This is a genomic window from Paenibacillus sp. Marseille-Q9583 (assembly GCF_976954365.1).
Map to the genome: position 1 here is coordinate 1 of NZ_CDRJTB010000095.1, position 18,499 is coordinate 18,499.

Annotated in this window: 20 protein-coding genes and 2 pseudogenes; 16 read left to right on the plus strand and 6 right to left on the minus strand. The window is 41.3% G+C overall.

The genetic code is table 11. The features are described from left to right. Positions 1-15: 15 nt before the first annotated feature. The gene (locus ACWNM1_RS28040) at positions 16-426 is read left to right on the plus strand and encodes a ribosomal maturation YjgA family protein (protein WP_449603544.1); all 411 of its coding nucleotides are present in this window, start codon (positions 16-18) and stop codon (positions 424-426) included. Positions 427-450: 24 nt separating this feature from the next. Beyond that, entirely contained in the window at positions 451-1,242 is a 792-nt protein-coding gene (locus tag ACWNM1_RS28045; protein WP_449603545.1) for a lipid II flippase Amj family protein, read from the plus strand. A 17-nt stretch (positions 1,243-1,259) separates the two neighbouring features. Here the strand turns inward: ACWNM1_RS28045 and ACWNM1_RS28050 are convergent, their stop codons facing one another. Next, positions 1,260-2,036, minus strand: a complete 777-nt coding sequence (locus tag ACWNM1_RS28050) for a hypothetical protein (RefSeq protein ID WP_449603546.1) — start codon at positions 2,034-2,036, stop codon at positions 1,260-1,262. A 196-nt stretch (positions 2,037-2,232) separates the two neighbouring features. Here ACWNM1_RS28050 and ACWNM1_RS28055 point away from each other — a divergent pair, with 196 nt between their 5' ends. Then, positions 2,233-3,090 (plus strand): SDR family oxidoreductase, encoded by an 858-nt coding sequence (locus ACWNM1_RS28055; RefSeq protein ID WP_449603547.1) that lies wholly within the window; start codon positions 2,233-2,235, stop codon positions 3,088-3,090. A 368-nt stretch (positions 3,091-3,458) separates the two neighbouring features. Continuing rightward, positions 3,459-3,854, plus strand: coding sequence for a DUF4265 domain-containing protein (locus ACWNM1_RS28060; protein WP_449603548.1), 396 nt, complete (start codon positions 3,459-3,461; stop codon positions 3,852-3,854). 136 nt (positions 3,855-3,990) lie between these two features. On the opposite strand, the gene ACWNM1_RS28065 is transcribed toward ACWNM1_RS28060, so the two are convergent. Further along, complete coding sequence (locus tag ACWNM1_RS28065) at positions 3,991-4,968, minus strand: alpha/beta hydrolase (RefSeq protein ID WP_449603549.1); 978 nt, start codon at positions 4,966-4,968, stop codon at positions 3,991-3,993. A 169-nt stretch (positions 4,969-5,137) separates the two neighbouring features. Here ACWNM1_RS28065 and lepB point away from each other — a divergent pair, with 169 nt between their 5' ends. Together lepB and ACWNM1_RS28075 are read left to right on the plus strand one after the other, a co-directional pair. Beyond that, positions 5,138-5,635, plus strand: coding sequence for a signal peptidase I (lepB, locus tag ACWNM1_RS28070; protein WP_094875130.1), 498 nt, complete (start codon positions 5,138-5,140; stop codon positions 5,633-5,635). Between the two features lie 126 nt (positions 5,636-5,761). Next, on the plus strand, positions 5,762-6,799 hold the full coding sequence (locus ACWNM1_RS28075; protein WP_449603550.1) for an HD-GYP domain-containing protein: 1,038 nt from the start codon (positions 5,762-5,764) through the stop codon (positions 6,797-6,799). Between the two features lie 235 nt (positions 6,800-7,034). Here ACWNM1_RS28075 and ACWNM1_RS28080 read toward each other — a convergent pair whose 3' ends face one another. Then, entirely contained in the window at positions 7,035-7,352 is a 318-nt protein-coding gene (locus tag ACWNM1_RS28080; protein WP_449603551.1) for a MazG nucleotide pyrophosphohydrolase domain-containing protein, read from the minus strand. Between the two features lie 97 nt (positions 7,353-7,449). On the opposite strand from ACWNM1_RS28080, the gene ACWNM1_RS28085 reads away from it, so the two are divergent. From ACWNM1_RS28085 to ACWNM1_RS28105, 5 genes are all read left to right on the plus strand, one after another. Beyond that, positions 7,450-8,028 (plus strand): LOG family protein, encoded by a 579-nt coding sequence (locus tag ACWNM1_RS28085; protein ID WP_341127804.1) that lies wholly within the window; start codon positions 7,450-7,452, stop codon positions 8,026-8,028. Between the two features lie 156 nt (positions 8,029-8,184). Further along, on the plus strand, positions 8,185-8,934 hold the full coding sequence (locus ACWNM1_RS28090; RefSeq protein WP_449603552.1) for a GTP pyrophosphokinase: 750 nt from the start codon (positions 8,185-8,187) through the stop codon (positions 8,932-8,934). Between the two features lie 155 nt (positions 8,935-9,089). Then, positions 9,090-10,715: a glycoside hydrolase family 9 protein gene (locus ACWNM1_RS28095; RefSeq protein ID WP_449603553.1), complete on the plus strand. Its 1,626-nt coding sequence runs from the start codon at positions 9,090-9,092 to the stop codon at positions 10,713-10,715. 124 nt (positions 10,716-10,839) lie between these two features. Then, positions 10,840-11,589 carry an ABC transporter ATP-binding protein gene (locus ACWNM1_RS28100; protein ID WP_449603554.1) on the plus strand — a complete coding sequence of 250 codons (750 nt, stop codon included), beginning with the start codon at positions 10,840-10,842 and terminating at the stop codon, positions 11,587-11,589. Continuing rightward, on the plus strand, positions 11,586-12,341 hold the full coding sequence (locus ACWNM1_RS28105) for an ABC transporter permease (RefSeq protein ID WP_449603555.1): 756 nt from the start codon (positions 11,586-11,588) through the stop codon (positions 12,339-12,341). The genes ACWNM1_RS28100 and ACWNM1_RS28105 overlap by 4 nt, the downstream gene beginning before the upstream one ends. A gap of 10 nt (positions 12,342-12,351) precedes the next feature. Here ACWNM1_RS28105 and ACWNM1_RS28110 read toward each other — a convergent pair. Then, positions 12,352-12,399, minus strand: a pseudogene (locus tag ACWNM1_RS28110) (excalibur calcium-binding domain-containing protein); the annotation flags it as partial. Positions 12,400-12,481: 82 nt separating this feature from the next. Here ACWNM1_RS28110 and ACWNM1_RS28115 point away from each other — a divergent pair. Beyond that, positions 12,482-12,976 carry a hypothetical protein gene (locus ACWNM1_RS28115; RefSeq protein WP_449603556.1) on the plus strand — a complete coding sequence of 165 codons (495 nt, stop codon included), beginning with the start codon at positions 12,482-12,484 and terminating at the stop codon, positions 12,974-12,976. Between the two features lie 101 nt (positions 12,977-13,077). Here ACWNM1_RS28115 and ACWNM1_RS28120 read toward each other — a convergent pair whose 3' ends face one another. Then, entirely contained in the window at positions 13,078-13,935 is an 858-nt protein-coding gene (locus ACWNM1_RS28120; RefSeq protein ID WP_449603557.1) for an alpha/beta hydrolase, read from the minus strand. Positions 13,936-14,119: 184 nt separating this feature from the next. On the opposite strand from ACWNM1_RS28120, the gene ACWNM1_RS28125 reads away from it, so the two are divergent. Then, positions 14,120-14,938, plus strand: coding sequence for a cupin domain-containing protein (locus ACWNM1_RS28125; RefSeq protein ID WP_449603558.1), 819 nt, complete (start codon positions 14,120-14,122; stop codon positions 14,936-14,938). Between the two features lie 53 nt (positions 14,939-14,991). Here ACWNM1_RS28125 and ACWNM1_RS28130 read toward each other — a convergent pair whose 3' ends face one another. After that, a complete protein-coding gene (locus tag ACWNM1_RS28130) occupies positions 14,992-15,987 on the minus strand; it encodes an acrylyl-CoA reductase family protein (protein WP_449603559.1) in 996 nt (331 codons plus the stop codon). Positions 15,988-16,239: 252 nt separating this feature from the next. Here ACWNM1_RS28130 and ACWNM1_RS28135 point away from each other — a divergent pair, with 252 nt between their 5' ends. The 3 genes and pseudogenes from ACWNM1_RS28135 to ACWNM1_RS28145 form a co-directional block, all read left to right on the plus strand. Then, positions 16,240-16,440: a hypothetical protein gene (locus ACWNM1_RS28135; protein WP_449603560.1), complete on the plus strand. Its 201-nt coding sequence runs from the start codon at positions 16,240-16,242 to the stop codon at positions 16,438-16,440. 84 nt (positions 16,441-16,524) lie between these two features. Further along, positions 16,525-17,943, plus strand: a complete 1,419-nt coding sequence (locus ACWNM1_RS28140; protein WP_076298432.1) for an NAD-dependent malic enzyme — start codon at positions 16,525-16,527, stop codon at positions 17,941-17,943. 249 nt (positions 17,944-18,192) lie between these two features. Beyond that, positions 18,193-18,499: pseudogene (locus ACWNM1_RS28145) on the plus strand (sensor histidine kinase); the annotation flags it as partial.

An 18,499-nucleotide genomic window follows, 5' to 3' on the forward strand; every position in this document is an offset into this window, starting at 1 on the left:
GGATAGAGGATGGAAATGAGAGTCAATGCTTTAAAAGAAAGAGTTATTTATGGATGCATCTGCTTAATTGTTATTGTACTGGGGCTATGTTCTAGAGCATTCTCGGAACAGCTACCCTTGTTTGTAACGAGACATTTTGGAGACGCGCTTTGGGGCAGCATGGTTTACTTTATGTTTCGTGTACTGCTAGTGAACCGGAAGCTGTGGATCGCTTTTATGTGGAGCCTGATGTTTAGCTTCGGCATAGAATTTAGCCAACTGTATCAAGCAGAGTGGATCAACAGCATCCGTGCTACCGTACTCGGTGGGTTGATTCTCGGAAAGGGATTCCTATGGATTGACCTTGTTCGATATACCGTTGGAATTACACTTTCTTACGGACTGGATCAATACTTTCGCCCAAAACTGCACCGAATAGATAAATAGCTTTCAATGGAGATGAACCTAAAAATGGTAAATAGCTTGATTGTAGTATGCTTGCTTACAATGATTATTCATACAGCAGAAACCTTATCTTATTCGGTAAGATACGCCGGGGTGAAGCTGAACAAGTTAGCTATTGCTTTGTCTCTGACAGGCATTATTGTTCTCGTGTCAAGAACTGCAAACATGATTCAAGCTCCACTGACGGCTAAATTCGTAGATTATGCCAAAATACATTCTGATTTCCCACTTCTTAATTACTTGAGAATTATATTGTTAGCTTCTTCATTAGGGACATTAATTGCCATTGCTATTTTCCCTACTTTTGTAGGCTTGTTTGGGAGAATCATCTCAAAGCTTGAAATCGAAGGTTCTATTCCCAAGCTGCTTACGAGCGTAACGATCGGGCAGTTAAAAAATACTAGAAAATACATAAGAAAACCAAAAGTGAATCTATATAACTTCAGATACCTGGGGATTCCTAAACGTTTTATTGTTATGAACGTTTTTGTTACAGCCTTTTACACCGTAGGGGTCATATCATCTTTGTATGCTGCTCATCTAATGCCTCAATATAGCACGACTGCTTCTCAAGCCTCAGGATTGATTAACGGAATGGCGACTATACTGCTAACCATATTTATCGACCCACAGCTTGGTCTTATTACCCATAAAGCCACTGAAAATGTAGAATACCGTGATCAGCTAGGAAAAATATATGTGGTATTGATGGGTTCGCGATTTCTAGGTACTATATTTGCTCAGCTCCTAATTGTGCCCGCAGCCCAACTAATTAGTATGTTAGTGAAGCTGATATGAGCCGGTGGGAGCGAACATTATGGAAGCTTAGACTCTGCTGATCGTAGGGCTAGGGAAATCTTCTGCTCCCAGCTGTAAATATTCTGATGCATGTCATGAATTCGTTTCATTTGCTCATAGGATATTCTCATTTCTGATACTGCCGTAATCGCATCCCCTTGTTTTACAGCCAATTTATATTGTTTATCTGCTTCTGAACGAACTTTCTGTGCTACAGCGATATTCTTGTTCTCAGCAGTGATTTGCTTCTTCAGAGCTGTGACTGGTGCCAGAGTATCTTTGATAGGCTTGATCTTGGCAGCGGTTTGCTTGCGGGCAGTTGCCAAAGCGTCTGTCTTGGCCTTAATTTCAGTTCGAGCGAGTGTTGCCGCAGCTTTGAGCTTATTGCGTCTTAAATCCAGGAGAGTGGCTGTTTTAAAGTCCTTAGCTTTCTTGGCAGCGGTAGACTGCTTACTGAGTGTGCTGTATTGTTCCAGGAGAGGAGCATGTTTCTTCTGAGCTGACGTTGCTTCAGATGATAAGCGACTCAGCAGAACCTTATCTGTTGACTCTATGACAGAGTGAATAGATTTCAGTGTTTCATTGTTCTGTTTACGCAGCATTTGAATTTTTGAGCTATCGGACTTGAGGGCTACTTGAAGCGAGGTATAATTACCATGGAGACCGTTAATGTCATCTAAGGCTGAATCCCAGTCTGTACCTGCAGAAGCTAATGTAAGGTTGATGTTGAGGAGAGCTACTACAAGGATGAATTGGACAAACTTCTTTAAATAACTAAAATTGTGAATAAACATTCATTTCAGCTCCTTAATTAGTCTATGTGCGCAAAAAAGCACCTCCAAGATAGGCATGAATGCCTATCTTGCGAGGTGCTTCTCCCGCAGAAATATAAATGATACACTTACTATAACTTGAAATTAATGGATAGTCAATCCGAAAGAGAACGTTTGTTTGTTTTTTTGGAATAATGAAACATAAGGAGAGTCAAAGATGAATTCACATCTAGATCGAATGCATGATCGAGTAGCCTTAATAACCGGAACCTCTAGTGGATTTGGACTGCTCACAGCCCTTAAACTAGCAGGACAAGGATTCAAAGTTGTAGCAACCATGCGCGATTTGAGTCGTAAAGGCGAACTTGAACAGCAGGCTGAGCAAGCAGGACTCTTGAAGCAGCTTCATTTTATGACCATGGATGTTACCGATAGTGATTCTATACAGGCGACTATAACCTCAGTACACGAAACATTTGGAAGAATTGATGTTTTGGTAAATAATGCAGGCTTTGCTATAGGCGGCTTCATAGAAGAGATATCTATGGACGAATGGCGTCAGCAAATGGAGACGAATTTTTTCGGATTAGTCGCGGTGACAAAAGCTGTGCTGCCAGTTATGCGAAAACAGAAAAGTGGTACGATTATTAACGTGGGGAGTATAAGCGGGTTGTCCGGGTTTCCGGGGTACGCTCCATATGCAGCTTCCAAATTTGCAGTAGAAGGATTCAGTGAAAGTCTGCGTCATGAAATGTCTCCTTATGGAATACGTGTAGTATTAATTGAACCTGGCTCCTTCCGTACTCCGATTTGGGGAAAAGGAATGGCACAAATTCGTCTAGTCGAGGATTCTCCTTATAGAGACCGTCTGGACGCTGTGCTACGATATTCCAAGCATACTGCTGAAACTGCACCTGATCCAAAGCAAGTGGCAGATCTCATCGGTCGTATTACTGAAATGAAGTCACCAAGGCTTCGGTATCCTATTGGCAAAGGCACCCGGATCTTGATCTTAGGCAAAACGCTGCTCCCGTGGAAATGGCTGGAGAGAATTATTGCGAAAGAATTGAGGTGATGGAATGGAGCAATCCATAAACTTAACAATCATTAAACTCATTGGATATGTATCCAGTTTGATGACCGTTTTTTTATGGTTTATATTTATATTCATTAATCCGTATGCTGATGTTACGAATCAATCCAGTAGTATAATAAGTATGGTAATGTTGGTGTTGCCTGCCGGATTACTTGCGATAGGTGTCTCTTTAAACAGAAGCCTTCTCATGCTTCTCGCCTTTATTTGGAGTTTTCCATACAGTTTATATATGTTTTTAACGCCGGGAATCTTCAGGTTGTTCGGGATTACAAGTTTAATGTATTTATTGTGTTTTGTGTTATTTAGAATCATCAAGATCAGATTTTGAATAGAATTGAGGTGTGCTGATGCTAGATTCGTCAGGACTACATATTTGCTTCGATCCAGCAGGCCGTGAAATAGAAATCCTTGATGTTACTCCAGTTGGTAAAGACAAATACCGCATCGAAGAGACTCCGATTTTTAATCCAAGTGTTACAATGGGGGATATTATCCGGGTGAAAGAAGAGCTAGGGATCTATTACTATCAGGAAACTGTACAGAAATCTCATTTCAAAAGGTACGCTTGGCTTCTAAGTAAAGAGGCTGTTGATTCAGCAGCCATTTCTGCTTTTAAACAACGGATCATAGAGAATGATGGGAAATGTGAACAGATCTTTGGCGGTTTGTTGGTCATTCATATTCCTAAGAATACTCTGATGGACGTAGATGGGGAAATGAATCGCATTATTGAGCAGTTTTAGAAGTGTGGGTACGTAAATATTAACGAAGTATGAATAAAAAAATGCTGCGGCATGAAATGCAAGGAAGCTTGCACATGATGCAGCAGCATGGAGAATAAGTGAAACGGTTTAGACAATCGAGCGATATAATCTATACTTATTTTATTTCTTTCATAAATGTCTTGAAATTTTCGGCGATTTCTTTTGATTTGGTATGGTGCAGATAATGTCCTGCATCAAGTTTTACCAATTTTCCTTGTACGGAATTTTTGACTTGCTCTTCATGCAATGATATCCAATCCTTTAAGAGAGTATCATCCCCTTGTACAAAGAGCAAAAGGGGAAGATCCTTTGGAAAAGTTGAATTTAGAGCCCCTTTATAATTAGAAGACATATGTTCCACTTCATTTAAGTTAGTGTAATTATAAGTGTTTCTAAGCGTAAGCAATCTCAATTGTTCTTTAGTTTCATCATCAAACGGCAATTCAGCATAGGGATTTCCACCTGATTTCAATAACAATCTGCCCAAGCCTGATTTTCTAAGGAATTTTAATTTTCCTGTTGGTATTTTAACACCTATTCTGTCTTCCGTTGCAATACTGTTATCAATCCCGACAAATGCACTCACTTCGTTTGGATATTTGTTCACATAATTCAAACTGTACATCCCGGAAATAGAGTGTGCCATTAGAATATAACGGTCAATATTAAGTTGCTTTACAGCTTCATGAATTTCATTTACAATATTTTCCGTGGTTCGCTCTTTGTCCGTTCTATCACTTAATCCATAACCGAAAGGCTCAATCGTGACAACTTTGTAAAATGGAGATAGTTCATCTATTAACAGCTTAAAATCAAGTCCCGGTGCCACCGTTCCATAACCAGGTAAGAGCACGATTGTCTCTTCACCATTTCCTTGAATCAAAACGTTCATATTTTTACCATCGACGCTTACAGACTGACCATAGGGTTTTATTTTAGCTTGGTCCGATTTATTGAGGAAAATATTAGCGACAAAAACAGTCACTAGAAAAAGCATTATTGCAGTAGCTAAAGCCCCTAAGGAAATAAGTATAATTTTAAGCGGTTTATTCATCCTTTTTTTAATAACCTCTTCTTCTGGTATCACTCGCATCTTCTCCTGTTCTAATCGCTTTATTCTAGCTATCTTAACGAATTGCTAAAGGAAGCTTACCCGATGAAGATGAACTATACATGACGACAATATGAACTGAATATGAACGAGCGAAAAAAGCTTCTGCAACGATCAAAAAGTTTATAAAATTTAAATGAGGTGAGCAATTATGTTGAAATTTATCAAACAATATTTGCCTAGTGTTGCTATCGCAGTGGTCCTATCTTTATTTGTAAGAACCTATGTTGCTGAAGCGATGAGGGTTCCTACTGGCTCTATGATTCCTACAATTGAAATTAATGACCGTCTAATCGTTGAAAAAATGTTATGGATGACGACACTCGATCATGGAGACATCGTCGTGTTTACGCCCCCGGTAGCAGGTGATGAGCATAAAAGATATGTAAAGCGGTTGATAGGGTTGCCAGGTGATACCATTGAAATTAAAGATGGAGCCCTTTACAGAAATGGAACTGAGATCAATGAACCCTATCTTAATGAGCGGATGGACTATACTTTTGGACCCGTTACGGTTCCGGCGGACCATTACTTTTTTCTCGGAGATAACCGGAATATAAGTAACGATGCTCATCTCTGGGCTACTCCTTTTGTAGCGAAGGATCAGTTGATTGGAAAAGTGATAGCGGACTTTAGTATTCCTTTTTAGGTGATGTTGCAGGGGTCTTTTGAACTAATTGAGAGTGTTAATGAGACTTTAACCATATTGTGACTTTGGAATAATTTAGCTATCCTTAAGGTAAAATATACCTATTGATAGGAAGGGTGCAGAATTTTGAAAGCTCATGTCACGGATCTCAAACATGGCGATTGTCTTATGTTGGACACTTTTAATAGTGTTGGTTTACACGTGCTCCCAAAAGGCACAATTGTTTACCAAGAAGAAATCACCCTCCTGATGAGACATCGTATCGATTATGTCGATATTGAACCTCGCAGCATTGCGATGGATAATGAGGGAATGAATCTGGAGCAAAGCCTAAATGGAAACTTTGATCTAGTGATCCAAAACTATGAATCTATTTTTCTAGAAGCACTCAGCAAGGGGAGCTTCACGCAGTCAGATGTTGATCTTACGTTGCAGCCCTTGCTGGAAAAAATGGATGAACATAAGGATGTAGTTTCCTTATTGCTGTTGCTTGAACGAGAAGACGTTGGTACATACAATCATTCACTACAGGTCGGACTGCTATCATTTTACATAGCGACTTGGTTAGGTTATACCAAAGAAGAACGCTACGAGATTAGCCGGGCAGGGTATTTACACGACATAGGAAAAAGTCAGATCGACCCATCAATCATAAATAAGACGGGGATCTTAACCCCTGAGGAAACTGAAGAACTAAAGCGTCATACTTCGTATGGATACGATATTATTCTTAAATCTATGAATGACGAGAAGACCGCTCTGGTGGCGCTTCAGCATCATGAATTTGAGGATGGGACTGGATATCCTAATATGCTTAGTAAGGCTGACCTGCACCCGTATACACTGATTGTGGCTGTTGCTAATGCCTATGTTGGGATGACCTCTGTAAGAGTGAATCAACCCAAACAAGGGCTGATTACCGTTCTGCGCAAGGTGCATGAGCTGGGCTTTGGCAAGCTGAATGGAAATGCGGTACAAGCTTTGATTGGACATTTACTGCCGAACTTCGTAGGTAAAAGTGTTCAGCTTAGCAACGGAGAGCAAGGTACGATTATTATGAACAATCCTTTGGATATTTTTAAACCGTTAGTGAAAGTAGATGAGACTACGTTTAGAGATTTATCCAAGGAGCGAAATTTGACCGTTGAGGAAGTATTTATTTAACGAATAGTTTTGTCTGGATAAATAGAAAGGCTATCTCCTGATTTAAAATCAGGGGATAGTCTTTTATTTACCCTAGAAGGAACGGGTCACGAAGTTCACCCAGAGGTTTGGGAAACAATAATTAATGCTATTTCGAATCATACATTAGGCAGTAATGGTTAACGAGGCTTAGATAGTTAGATAAAGAAGGGCTACAATACGGTGCTGCCGATTGTAGCCCTTTTTCTGCTTCTCCTTAGGAATTAAAGCGTTTAACTAATTTTTCCTTATGTGCAGTAAATGCCTCTTCTAAAGTGATACCATACAAATCGGCTAACAAGGCTATATTTCCTAGCACATCACCAATTTCCTCAATCAAGTCTTGTTTCAGTTGCTCTGATGGAGGGGTAGATTCATCTGGGCGATCTCTTCCGATTTCATAGGAGCGTACTGCCCGTGCAACCTCACCGGTCTCTTCCATAAGAAATCCAACCCGTATAAAAGGACCATAATCGGTCCAGCCTCTTTGTCCATAATAACTTTTAATCCATTTCTGCACGTCATTGATCTCCATATTATGTAGCACTCCTTAATCTTTTATATGATTTATTCTCCAACATATAGTATATTAGATGTCGGATATTATCAATATATAGTTTGGAGATGAGGATTTGAAATCAATTTGTGTTTTTGCAGGATCGAATTTAGGGGTGCATGAGGAATATAAAGTCAAAGCTGTTGAACTTGGAAACTACATGGCTATGAACCAATATCGCTTAGTTTACGGGGGATCAAGAATTGGATTAATGGGTGAAGTCGCCAATGCTGTTTTGAACGGTGGAGGTGAGGTGATCGGAGTTATGCCTAGGGGATTGTTTAATGGAGAGATGGTACATAGAGAATTAACGCAGCTGATAGAAGTGGACGATATGCATGGACGAAAAGCAAAAATGGGGGAGCTGGCGGATGGCTTTATTGCTTTACCCGGCGGTTTTGGGACGTATGAAGAGCTTTTTGAGGTTTTGTGCTGGTCACAAATCGGTATTCATAAGAAACCGGTAGGGGTTTTAAATATCAGGAATTATTTTGATCCTCTGATGAATCTAATTCAACACAGCATTAACGAGGGATTTTCTAATGCTTCACATCTTAGCTTGTTAAATATAGACCAAGAACCCTTGGAACTATTAAAAAAATTAGAAAGCTATGTCCCTCAAACGTTGGAACAAAAGTGGAAACAGCTTAACTAGAGAACAATTACTGTAATAGATGAAAGGGCTGCCGAGAGGGAGCTCTTTTTCTGCTAATCATTAGTTGTGGTAGAATATGGGGAGACTGAATTTGAATTTCACTAGTGGATTGGCTATGATAAATATAGAGAAAAGCTACAAGAGGAGAAATGGATAATGACCCCCGAGAATCAAATCGAACAATTTAAGAAGCTTAAGCACGAGATCACCCGATTTATGTTGATTTATAAATTTGCACTTGATGAGATGGAGACGAAGATTGAGATCCTCAAACAGGAGTTTCAGTCTCTTCACGATTACAGTCCTATTGAACATACCAAATCGAGAATCAAGTCTCCCGAGAGTATTATGAACAAAATGCTCCGCAAAAATGGAGAATTATCTCTAGATTCTTTGAGAAATTGTATTAAAGACATTGCAGGTCTACGAATTACCTGTTCTTTTATCTCAGATATTTATCATGTAAGTGAAATGCTTCAGAAGCAGGACGACTTAACGGTTCTTGAAGTGAAGGATTATATTAAGAATCCCAAGCCTAACGGTTATCAAAGTTTGCATTTGCTGATTCAGGTACCTGTATTTATGTCAGATCGTCAGGAGTTAGTGTGCGTTGAGGTACAAATTCGTACCATTGCTATGGATTTCTGGGCAAGTCTCGAACATAAAATTTTCTATAAATATAATAAGTCAGTACCAGAGAGTATGACGCGTGAATTGAAAAATGCAGCGGATGCCGCTCATGCACTTGATCTGCAAATGGAGCGACTGCATCGGGACATTAAGGAAATCAAAGACGACGATGAAGATGATGATCTTAGTTCCTTTGAGGAGCTTCGCCGTATAGTGATTCACAATCAGCAATTCACACTTCCAGCTAACTTTATTAAGCTGCTTGGAGACAAATAAGCTGATTATATCACCTAGAGTTACTGTTTCTGGTTAACTCTAGGTTTTTTTATTGTAGTTATCATTGCCACGTACAACTAGAATAGAGTATTCTCAACTTGAAAGAGAGACTTGTAATCATTGGCTTCATCAAATTGATATGAAGGAGAATGAAGATGAGTGAGCGTGGACTCCGAACCATTACTGTAAATCAAATCGGATATCCAGAGGGTGGAGAAAAGATTGCAGTGTTTACTGGTGCTGGACATGAATTTAAGGTTGTTGATGTTGATCATGGAAATGTTGTATTCCAAGGGCAGACAGGTACTCCCAGATTTGATGAGGCAAGCGGTGTAACTGTACATACAGGTGATTTTTCTGAGGTTCATGCAGTGGGCACATACCGGATTGAACAAGGTGAGGGGATAGCTTCGGCATCATTTATAATCTCAGATAAACCGTATCACGAGCTTCAACAGGGCTTGCTGAAGGCCTTTTATTATTATCGTTGCGGGGTTGAGTTAACTGAAGAGCATGCTGGAGATTGGAAGCATAAGGCATGTCATACAACAGAGGGTATTGTATATGGTGAACCGGAGCGTCGGCTAGATTGTTCTGGAGGCTGGCATGATGCAGGTGATTATGGTAAATATAGCGGACCCGGAGCAAAGGCCATCGCTGATCTATTACTAGCCTATGAGTTATATCCATCTGCTTTTGTAAGCGCTATCCCGATTCCTGAAAGTGGGGGGATAACTCCAGATGTTCTGCTGGAATGCAAAGTGGAGCTGGATTGGTTATTCAAAATGCAAGACTATAGAACAGGTGGAGTGTATCATAAACTGACTACGCTGAGCTTTCCAGATTTGGATGTGATGCCAGAGGCTGATACAGCAGATCTATATTTCTCACCGGTGTCAGCAACCGCCACTGGAGATTTTGCTGGAGTCATGGCTATGGCAGCTCGGATATATGAGCCCTTTGACTCAGCCTATGCGAAGAAATGTCTGGATGCCGCAACACTAGCCTGGGAATGGCTTGTTCATCATCCAGATGCACCAGGGTTTATAAATCCGCCAGAAATTAGCACCGGTGAATATGGAGATGAGAACGACAAGGATGAGCGGTATTGGGCAGCTGCGGAGCTCTATCGTACGACGGGGAAAGAAGAATACCATCAAGCTATTCTGCAACTGGTGCAGTTGTCTTTTTCAAAATACAGTCTAGGCTGGGCAGATATGGGGGGATACGGCACACTTGCATATCTGTTAAATGGTGAAGATCTAGCAGACCGTGCTTTGTATGCTTCCTTAAGAGAAGGACTTCTAGCTGAAGCGGAACGGTTAGTGGAACAGAGTCGTGAGGATGGTTATAGAATCTCCTTAAAAGAGGACGACTATATTTGGGGTAGCAATATGCTCGTAATGAACAACGCTATGCTGCTAGTTGTGGCTGAATATTTTAGTGGCGATTCGAGCTTTGCGGACTGTGCGCTAGATCATTTGCACTATCTGATGGGTCGCAACGTACTGGATATCAGTTATGTTACTGGATTTGGCGATCATTCAGTGATGCATCCGCATCATCGTCCATCTGTTGGTGACCAGGTGGTTGATCCTGTGCCGGGTCTTGTATCTGGGGGGCCAGATCGTGGGCTTCATGATGAATATGTAGTAGAACATTTACAGGGAAAACCAGCCGCTCAGTGTTTTGCCGATCATGAACTTAGTTATTCTACGAATGAGGTAACGATCTACTGGAATTCACCTGCGGTGTTCGTTACAGCTCGGTTTAATCAATAAATTAATTAATATAAGGGAAAGGCATGTCTCATGGGGGAGATGCCTTTCTCTTTTTTTATGCAGCTAAAATGCTATAATACGAAATGGTATGATATTTTTTCGTTTGGCAATAGGAGGTAAAGCATTGAGCAGTATTTTTGAAATTCAAAGACTTGCAAAATTGAACTGGAAAAGCAGTGAACAAGCTTCGAAATATCTATTCTCGGACATCTCCGCTGAAATATCTGAATCGGACCGAATCGCTCTGATCGGTGCCTCGGGTCAAGGTAAAAGCACACTACTTAGAATAATGGCTCTGCTGGATGCTCCAGATGAAGGGGATATGCTTGTCAAGGGCACTTCATTCAAAAATATGGATTCAAGACTGTGGAGAATGAAAATCGGGTTTGTGGCTCAACAAGCGGTTATGTTGCCTGGTAGTGTAGAGGATAACCTAAGAACCGTCAGCAAGCTGCATGACAGACTATATGACCATAAATTAGTACAGCGGCTATTGGAACAACTAGGGCTGGAACAATTGGATTTAAGTAAAAAAGCAGCAGATTGCTCTGGCGGTGAAAAGCAGCGGATATCCCTGATTCGCTCATTGCTGCTGCGACCTAATGTTCTACTGCTCGATGAAATCACTGCATCACTAGACATTGACAGCACTCAAAGGGTAGAGAATCTACTAGAACATTGGCATAAAGAAGAAGGGACTTCGATGATTTGGGTGACCCATGACCTTAAGCAGGCTAGCCGAATAAGCACTACTACATGGTTTATGGGGAATGGTATGCTGGAACAACACTTGAGTGAATCTTTTTTTGCTGAATCTGCGGAAGACTTGGCAAAGAGATTTATTCGACCGTTAGAAGGAGCGTCATTCTTATGAGTTATACTGCACTGAGTTTCACGCTTCTGTTTGTGTTAGGGACGATGTTGGTCTCGGTATGGCAAAAGCTCGGACTAGAAAAAGATATTATTGTAGGCACTATAAGGTCGGCGATTCAATTGCTTGCGGTCGGATATGTACTGCAATTTATTTTTAAAACCGATCAGATGATCTATGTTATCTTGATAATAATCTTCATGATAAGTGTAGCCGCATGGAATGCAGCGAAAAGAGGAAAAGGTCTTCGTGGATTAGTCTGGAGAATTGGACTTGCGATCGCTACTATGGAGCTCCTTATGATGGGAATTCTGCTCGGATTACATATTATTGAGGCGACTCCACAATATATCATTCCCATTAGTGGCATGACCATTGGTAGCGCTATGGTTGTCTCGGGTTTGTTCATTAACCATATCAAGCACGAAATACAGCAGAGCAAAGAGGAAATCGAGACCCTGCTGTCACTCGGTGCAACGGTTCCACAAGCGATCCATGAAGTTAGAAAAAGATCTGTGAAATTCAGCATGATCCCTACCATCGATGGAATGAAGACAGTAGGACTTGTCCAGCTTCCGGGTATGATGACGGGTATGATTATAGCAGGCGCTGATCCGGTAATCGCTGTTCGCTACCAGATTCTGATTGTGTTCTCATTCACCGCTTCTGCGGCCATAACAAGTATACTGCTAAGTGTACTGAGCTACCGACTCTTTTTCACGCCTGATCAACGGCTTAAACAATCGGTAGAATGATAATAGATTTCTATTTCTCACAAGCGATTCCGTTATTGTCACGGTCGCTTTTTTTGTTGGCATTTTGGTTACATAAAAGTTAGCGATAACGGGGAATAATTAGAATTCAATTCACATGAGGTGAAAAAGCTTTCTATGAGGTGATTCTGATTAGTAAAAAGAAATTGGCGGCTACCCTGATCGCAGGCGTTTTGCTTCTGCCAGGAATCGCAATAGGTGCACCTGATAACGGAACGGTGATTCAGTCTAATGGAAAGCTGCTCTCAGCCATGCCATTGCCAGCCCCGGAGTCTAAACGAATCATATTGCCAACTGCATTTCAAGCAGCTGAGTTATACGGGTTCGGTTTACAGCACAGGAATGCGTCGATTCAATATTCGATCTTTTCCAAAGAACTCAAAAAGGTTATGTATCCACAGTTTGTTGAACTGAACTGGGTAACAGGTGTATCCAGCCCATGGATCACAAAGTACGAGGTTACTAAAGAAACAGTAATTAACCCGAATTCAGAGGTCATAGAAATGCTCATAGATTCCGCGACCTCAAATGGTCCGGAGCCATCCATGCTACTGACGATTTCACTTGTTAAAGATCATAATAGCTGGGTGATTACCGGAGTGAAGCCGAATCCTTAAATGATATGCGGAGAATTGTAAAAAGAGCAAGCGTAGTAGGGAACATTCCCGTGCGCTTGCTCTTTTTTACTGACTGAATGCATTATTCCGCTATTACGCGACTAATCTCTACCCGCCTTGACCATCAATTCCGCCATCATTTTTGGCTCGGTTCGGACAGTGGTCATATGATCACCTTTGCCCTCGATGAAGCGGAAAACGCCCAAATGACTGGATTGAGTCGGGTGAAACCCATACGGGCCTTGTGGGATAGCCGTGTCTTCTGTCAAATAAAGATAACTTTTGGGGATTTGGAGACTGTAGAATTTCTTGAGATCCAGCTTTTCAAACAGTGGGGTAGCTGGTTCAGGCGGAGCTTGTTTATAAAAGGCTTGTGCTTGCGCAAGACTGGCAGTGTTGACAAAGGTATCCCGGAAGAGCGGGAAAGGAAGCATGATGGTGTTATTACCGGAAGCGTCTCTTAGCTGTTCAAAGGATTTAAGTGACTCAGCAGGAAATTGATCTGCCACACTTTGCCCGTCAAGCGGAGCGAAGGCATCAAAGAACACGATCCGTTTGATCCGATCAGGTACTTGCTGGGAAACTGTTTGAATGACTGATCCGCCAAAGCTATGTCCGAGCAGAATAAAATCCTTCAAGTCTTTTTGTTTGATATAGTCGACAACGGACTTTGTGATTTGCTCATGTGTTACATTATTATTCTTATCCGCGCCATGTCCTGCATATTCCGGTGTGTAGACGGTGTGCCCTAACTTACGAAGCTCTATGGCTGTTTCATCCCAAAAACCTGCTGTAGCCCAAGATCCATGGATCAGAACAAAGGTTAATGGAGTCTGTTTGGTAGAGGATTTGTGGTTAGCGGCTGCAACCGCGGGGTGTTGATTCAAAGGCTGCAACCCCATAATGGTGAAGATAGAGATACATAACGCAAATACTATTTTAATATGAATCGATTTCATACTTTGCCTCCTGTATAGTGTGAGAATTTAACATTATAGAGGATGCCCCGATTGACATAGAAAGATGAATTTTTATTGGAGTCAGTGAATCTCCGGCACCTAGGCATAGGCAAACGCATATGTTGTTCTAGGAAATCTAAAATTTACGGGAACAGAAGGGTAGGAATAAACAGTGACTTCATACATGGATTATACATCCCCTAATACACAATTTACTTTCGATGTGAATACTAATACTCTCTTTAAAAAGGATGCCAACAACTACATTAATTTGCTGTCGGTTAAGCAGCTGAACACACTGGAGAATACCTCACTCCTTGATATTTTTCTTAGTAAATCGAATGTGGTGGAGCCCCATTATCATCAAAATGCGGCAGAGCTTGTCTATTGTATCTGCGGTTCAGCAGTAGTGTCCTTAATCAATCCGTTTACAAATGAACTTCTTCATTTCCCAATATGTCCAGGTCAAGTGGCGAATGTGCCGCAAGGCTGGTGGCATTATGAAGTAGCTACTGTCGATAATACACATCTGCTTGCCATTTTTGACGCTCCTATTCCTGAGGTTATCTTAGGTTCGGATATTTTGAGCAAAACTCCGGCAAATGTATTGGCCCATACCTACTGTTTGAATGAAGCATTGGTAAGGGAAGCGTTAGCTCCTATTAAACCTGGCACCTTTATCGGCCCACCTGCCGACTGCTGTGAGGAGGATAAGGTAAAGGGAGTCAATAATATGGCCCCGAATATGGCTCCTAATATGAATATGCATGCAAATATGCAACCAAATATGCAACCTAACATGCATCCAAACATGCAGCCATATGCTCATATGCAAGCTCAACCCATTCCTATATCTTCACAAATGCCTCCAGCGACACAAGCATTTAATTATCAGCCTTACCCAATGCAAGGATACTACACTCAAGGCTATGAACAGCACTATCGCCAACAGCCTTATGTACAACAACTGCCGAATTATCAATATTCAAATAATCAAGAGTAACAACAAAAAAACCTCCTGAGATTAAATCTCCCGGGAGGTTTTCATGTTAGGGCTTAAGATAAACGGACAAGCACTCTGCCTCGTGTGTTTCCTTGCAGAATATCTTCCAATGCTTGTGGCAGTTCATTCAAGGTTACTTCACGATCTACAAGGTTCTCAAGCTGTGCAGGCTTCAAATCAGTCGCCATCCGTGTCCACACCTTTTCGCGTAGCTCAGCAGGACACTCTACGGAATCAATACCGAGCAGGTTAACCCCCCGAAGAATAAAGGGAAGGACGGTTGTTGGAACAGAAGTGCCACCGGTCAGGCCGCTTGCAGCAACAGAACCTCTGTAGGAGATTTTACTCAAAATCGACGCAAGTGAGTTTCCGCCAACGGAATCTACAGCACCTTGCCATAGTTGCTTCTCTAATGGTTTGCTAGATCCGCCGGTAACCTCTTCGCGTGAAATGACTTCTTCCGCGCCAAGATTTTTCAAATATTCGTTAGCTTCTGTATTACCAGTGCTGGCCACTACGCTATAGCCTTTTGTGCTTAGCATAGCGATAGCCGATCCACCTACACCACCGGTCGCTCCCGTTACGAGTACTTTGCCTTTGTCTGGTGCTAAGTCATTGTCTTCCAGAGCTTGAATGGACAAGGCTGCAGTTAGTCCAGCTGTACCATAAATCATAGCTTCTCTTAGTGTAAGTCCTTCCGGCAGTGGGGTGATCCAAGCGGCAGGAATTCGTGTATATTCGCTATATCCTCCAAAGTGAGATACACCCATACCATACCCTGTAGCGATAACTTGCTGTCCTTCATGAAACCGCTCGTCTGTAGAAGACACCACAGTACCAGATAAGTCGATGCCTGGAATAAAAGGGTATGATCTTACAATTTTTCCGTTAGGGATACTGGCTAATCCGTCTTTATAATTCACACTGGAGTATGCAACCTTAATTACAACTTCTCCTGCGGGTAGTTCTTCTAAGGCAACCGGCTTAACAGCGACGGAGAACGATGATTCAGTTTTGTCGACAACTAATGCTTGAAATGATTCTGTCATAAGTGTAAGCTCCTTCAACTACGTTATAGGTAAGACATGTATATATTATTTATTCTGATCAGTCAACTTGTCATTGTCTATGATATAACGCAAGTTAGACGTAGTGTAGGACTCTTTGATTGTCTATTGTAACATTATAATCGAACTCTCCATGTTATTTGTGCTGTGAATGTTTAAGTTTAGACTGCTGGTATATAACTTTTTTTGAGGGAGAATGGTTGAAATGTCTACTATAAAAATCGTAGAAAAGGAATAGGAGGTATTTTACTACAGCATGTAGAAGAAGTTGTTAAGAGCAGGGGAGCTTACTGTTTACTTATGCTGACCTATGCAGAAGATTATGATGTGATTGCTTTTTACGGTAAAAACGGCTTTGTGCCCGTCGCTACAATCCCTGATGTATTTGGTCCGGGTGCCGAAGGGAATACTATCTTAAGAAAAATACTAAGGTGATCTATTCAATAGGAAGAAAGTTTGTTTAAATGGTATAGTATAGTGTATTTGAAATCTTAGGGTTGAAGAAAGAGAGGCTAATTCATGGCTATTGCAACAACGATGATTGTCAGGCTCGAAATTCGGAAATCGGTTGCTTCTTTTGGTGATGTTGCTTCAGGAATTGCCACTGCAGGTGGAGATATCGTTGCTATTGACGTGATTCGTGCAGGTAAGGATGTAACAACTCGAGATATAACAATAAACGTGCAAGATGCCTCGAATGGAGAAATGATGTCTATACTATCGAAGATGCCAGGAGTCAAAGTAATTAATGTCTCAGATCGAACTTTTCTAGCTCATCTTGGTGGAAAAATTGAAATCACACCTAAAATGCCTATCAAAAATCGGGAGGATTTATCGCTGGTGTATACCCCGGGAGTTGCCCGAGTGTGTACGGCGATTGCCGAAGATCCGAACAAAGCCTATTCTTTGACGATGAAGCGGAATACAGTAGCCGTCGTTACAGACGGAACGGCTGTGCTTGGACTAGGGGATATTGGACCGGAAGCGGCCATGCCTGTTATGGAAGGGAAGGCTATGCTGTTTAAGCAATTAGCGAACATCGATGCTTTTCCACTATGCTTAAATACTAAAGATTCAGACGAAATCATTAATATCGTTAAAGCAGTATCTCCTGGATTTGGGGGAATCAACTTAGAAGATATCAGTTCTCCGCGCTGTTTCGAGATTGAACGTCGGCTTGCCGAAGAGCTGGATATTCCGGTATTTCATGATGATCAGCACGGTACATCTGTTGTAGTTTTGGCAGGTCTTTTGAATGCGCTTAAAGTAGTAAATAAATCTATCGAAGATGTTCGAATTGTCGTTGTGGGTATAGGTGCGGCTGGTGTGTCCATCTGTAATATGCTTCTGGCGGCAGGAGCTCGCAAAATCTACGCGGTAGATCGTGAAGGTGTTCTTAGAAAAGATCTTCAGTATGATAATCAGGAATGGCGGAAGCTTGCTGATGCAACTAACCCGGAAGGTATTGAAGGTGGACTGACGGAGGTTATGCAGGGAGCAGATGTCTTTATTGGGGTGTCACGTGGGGGGATTCTATCCGTCGATCATCTCAAGAGTATGGCCAGCGATAACATTGTGTTTGCAATGGCTAATCCGACACCGGAAATTGAACCAGAATTGGCCGAGCCTTTTGTTCGCGTGTTAGCAACAGGTAGAAGTGACTATCCGAATCAGATCAACAATGTGCTGTGTTTTCCGGGTATCTTCCGTGGTGCACTGGATTGCAGAGCAAAAACAGTGAACCTTGAAATGAAACTAGCCGCGGCAAAAGCGATTGCTTCAGTCGTTCATCCGGATGAGGTTAATGAGCAATACGTAATCCCAAGTATTTTTAACGAAAAAGTGGTAGAGTTAGTGCGTCTAGCAGTGATCCATGCAGCTATTGCAACGGATGTAGCCCGCCGGATCCCTAAGGATATTGATAAGGATATGGAATAAAAACGATATTATAAATAGACTGCTCTGCTTTGTGAGAGAGCAGTCTATTTTTTTATAGATTGACACATAACTGAGAGGCGTATCATAATTAGGGCTAAAAGTATTTATTCCCATTTTAGTAAAGTGGCTGATATAATTACAATAATGTATGAGATGTAGAAAGGGCATCCAAGTGGGTGCCCTTAAATTTTGCCTCTAGAGAGGGTAGTATCCAAAAAAGGGTTAAATTAATATAGAAGTGGTGAATTCATGAAAGAGTTTTACAGTCAGGTGAATCGAAAAATCTATTACATTGTAATGTTATTAAACATTACCCTTATGATAGCTGGATTAATACTGTCTACAACTGAGATGAATGGGATTAATTTTGGATACTTGGTACATTTTTTGTGCGTGATGATTCTTTCCATTAGTTTATGGTTCTATCCTAAGTATGAGACATATACCTTTAGAAAGATCATCATTCTTTTTGGATTTGCTTACTTCTATACGCTTTTCTTTTTATATCCTCAAACTTGGACCACCTATATTTTGATTTGCCTTATTCCTGCACTTT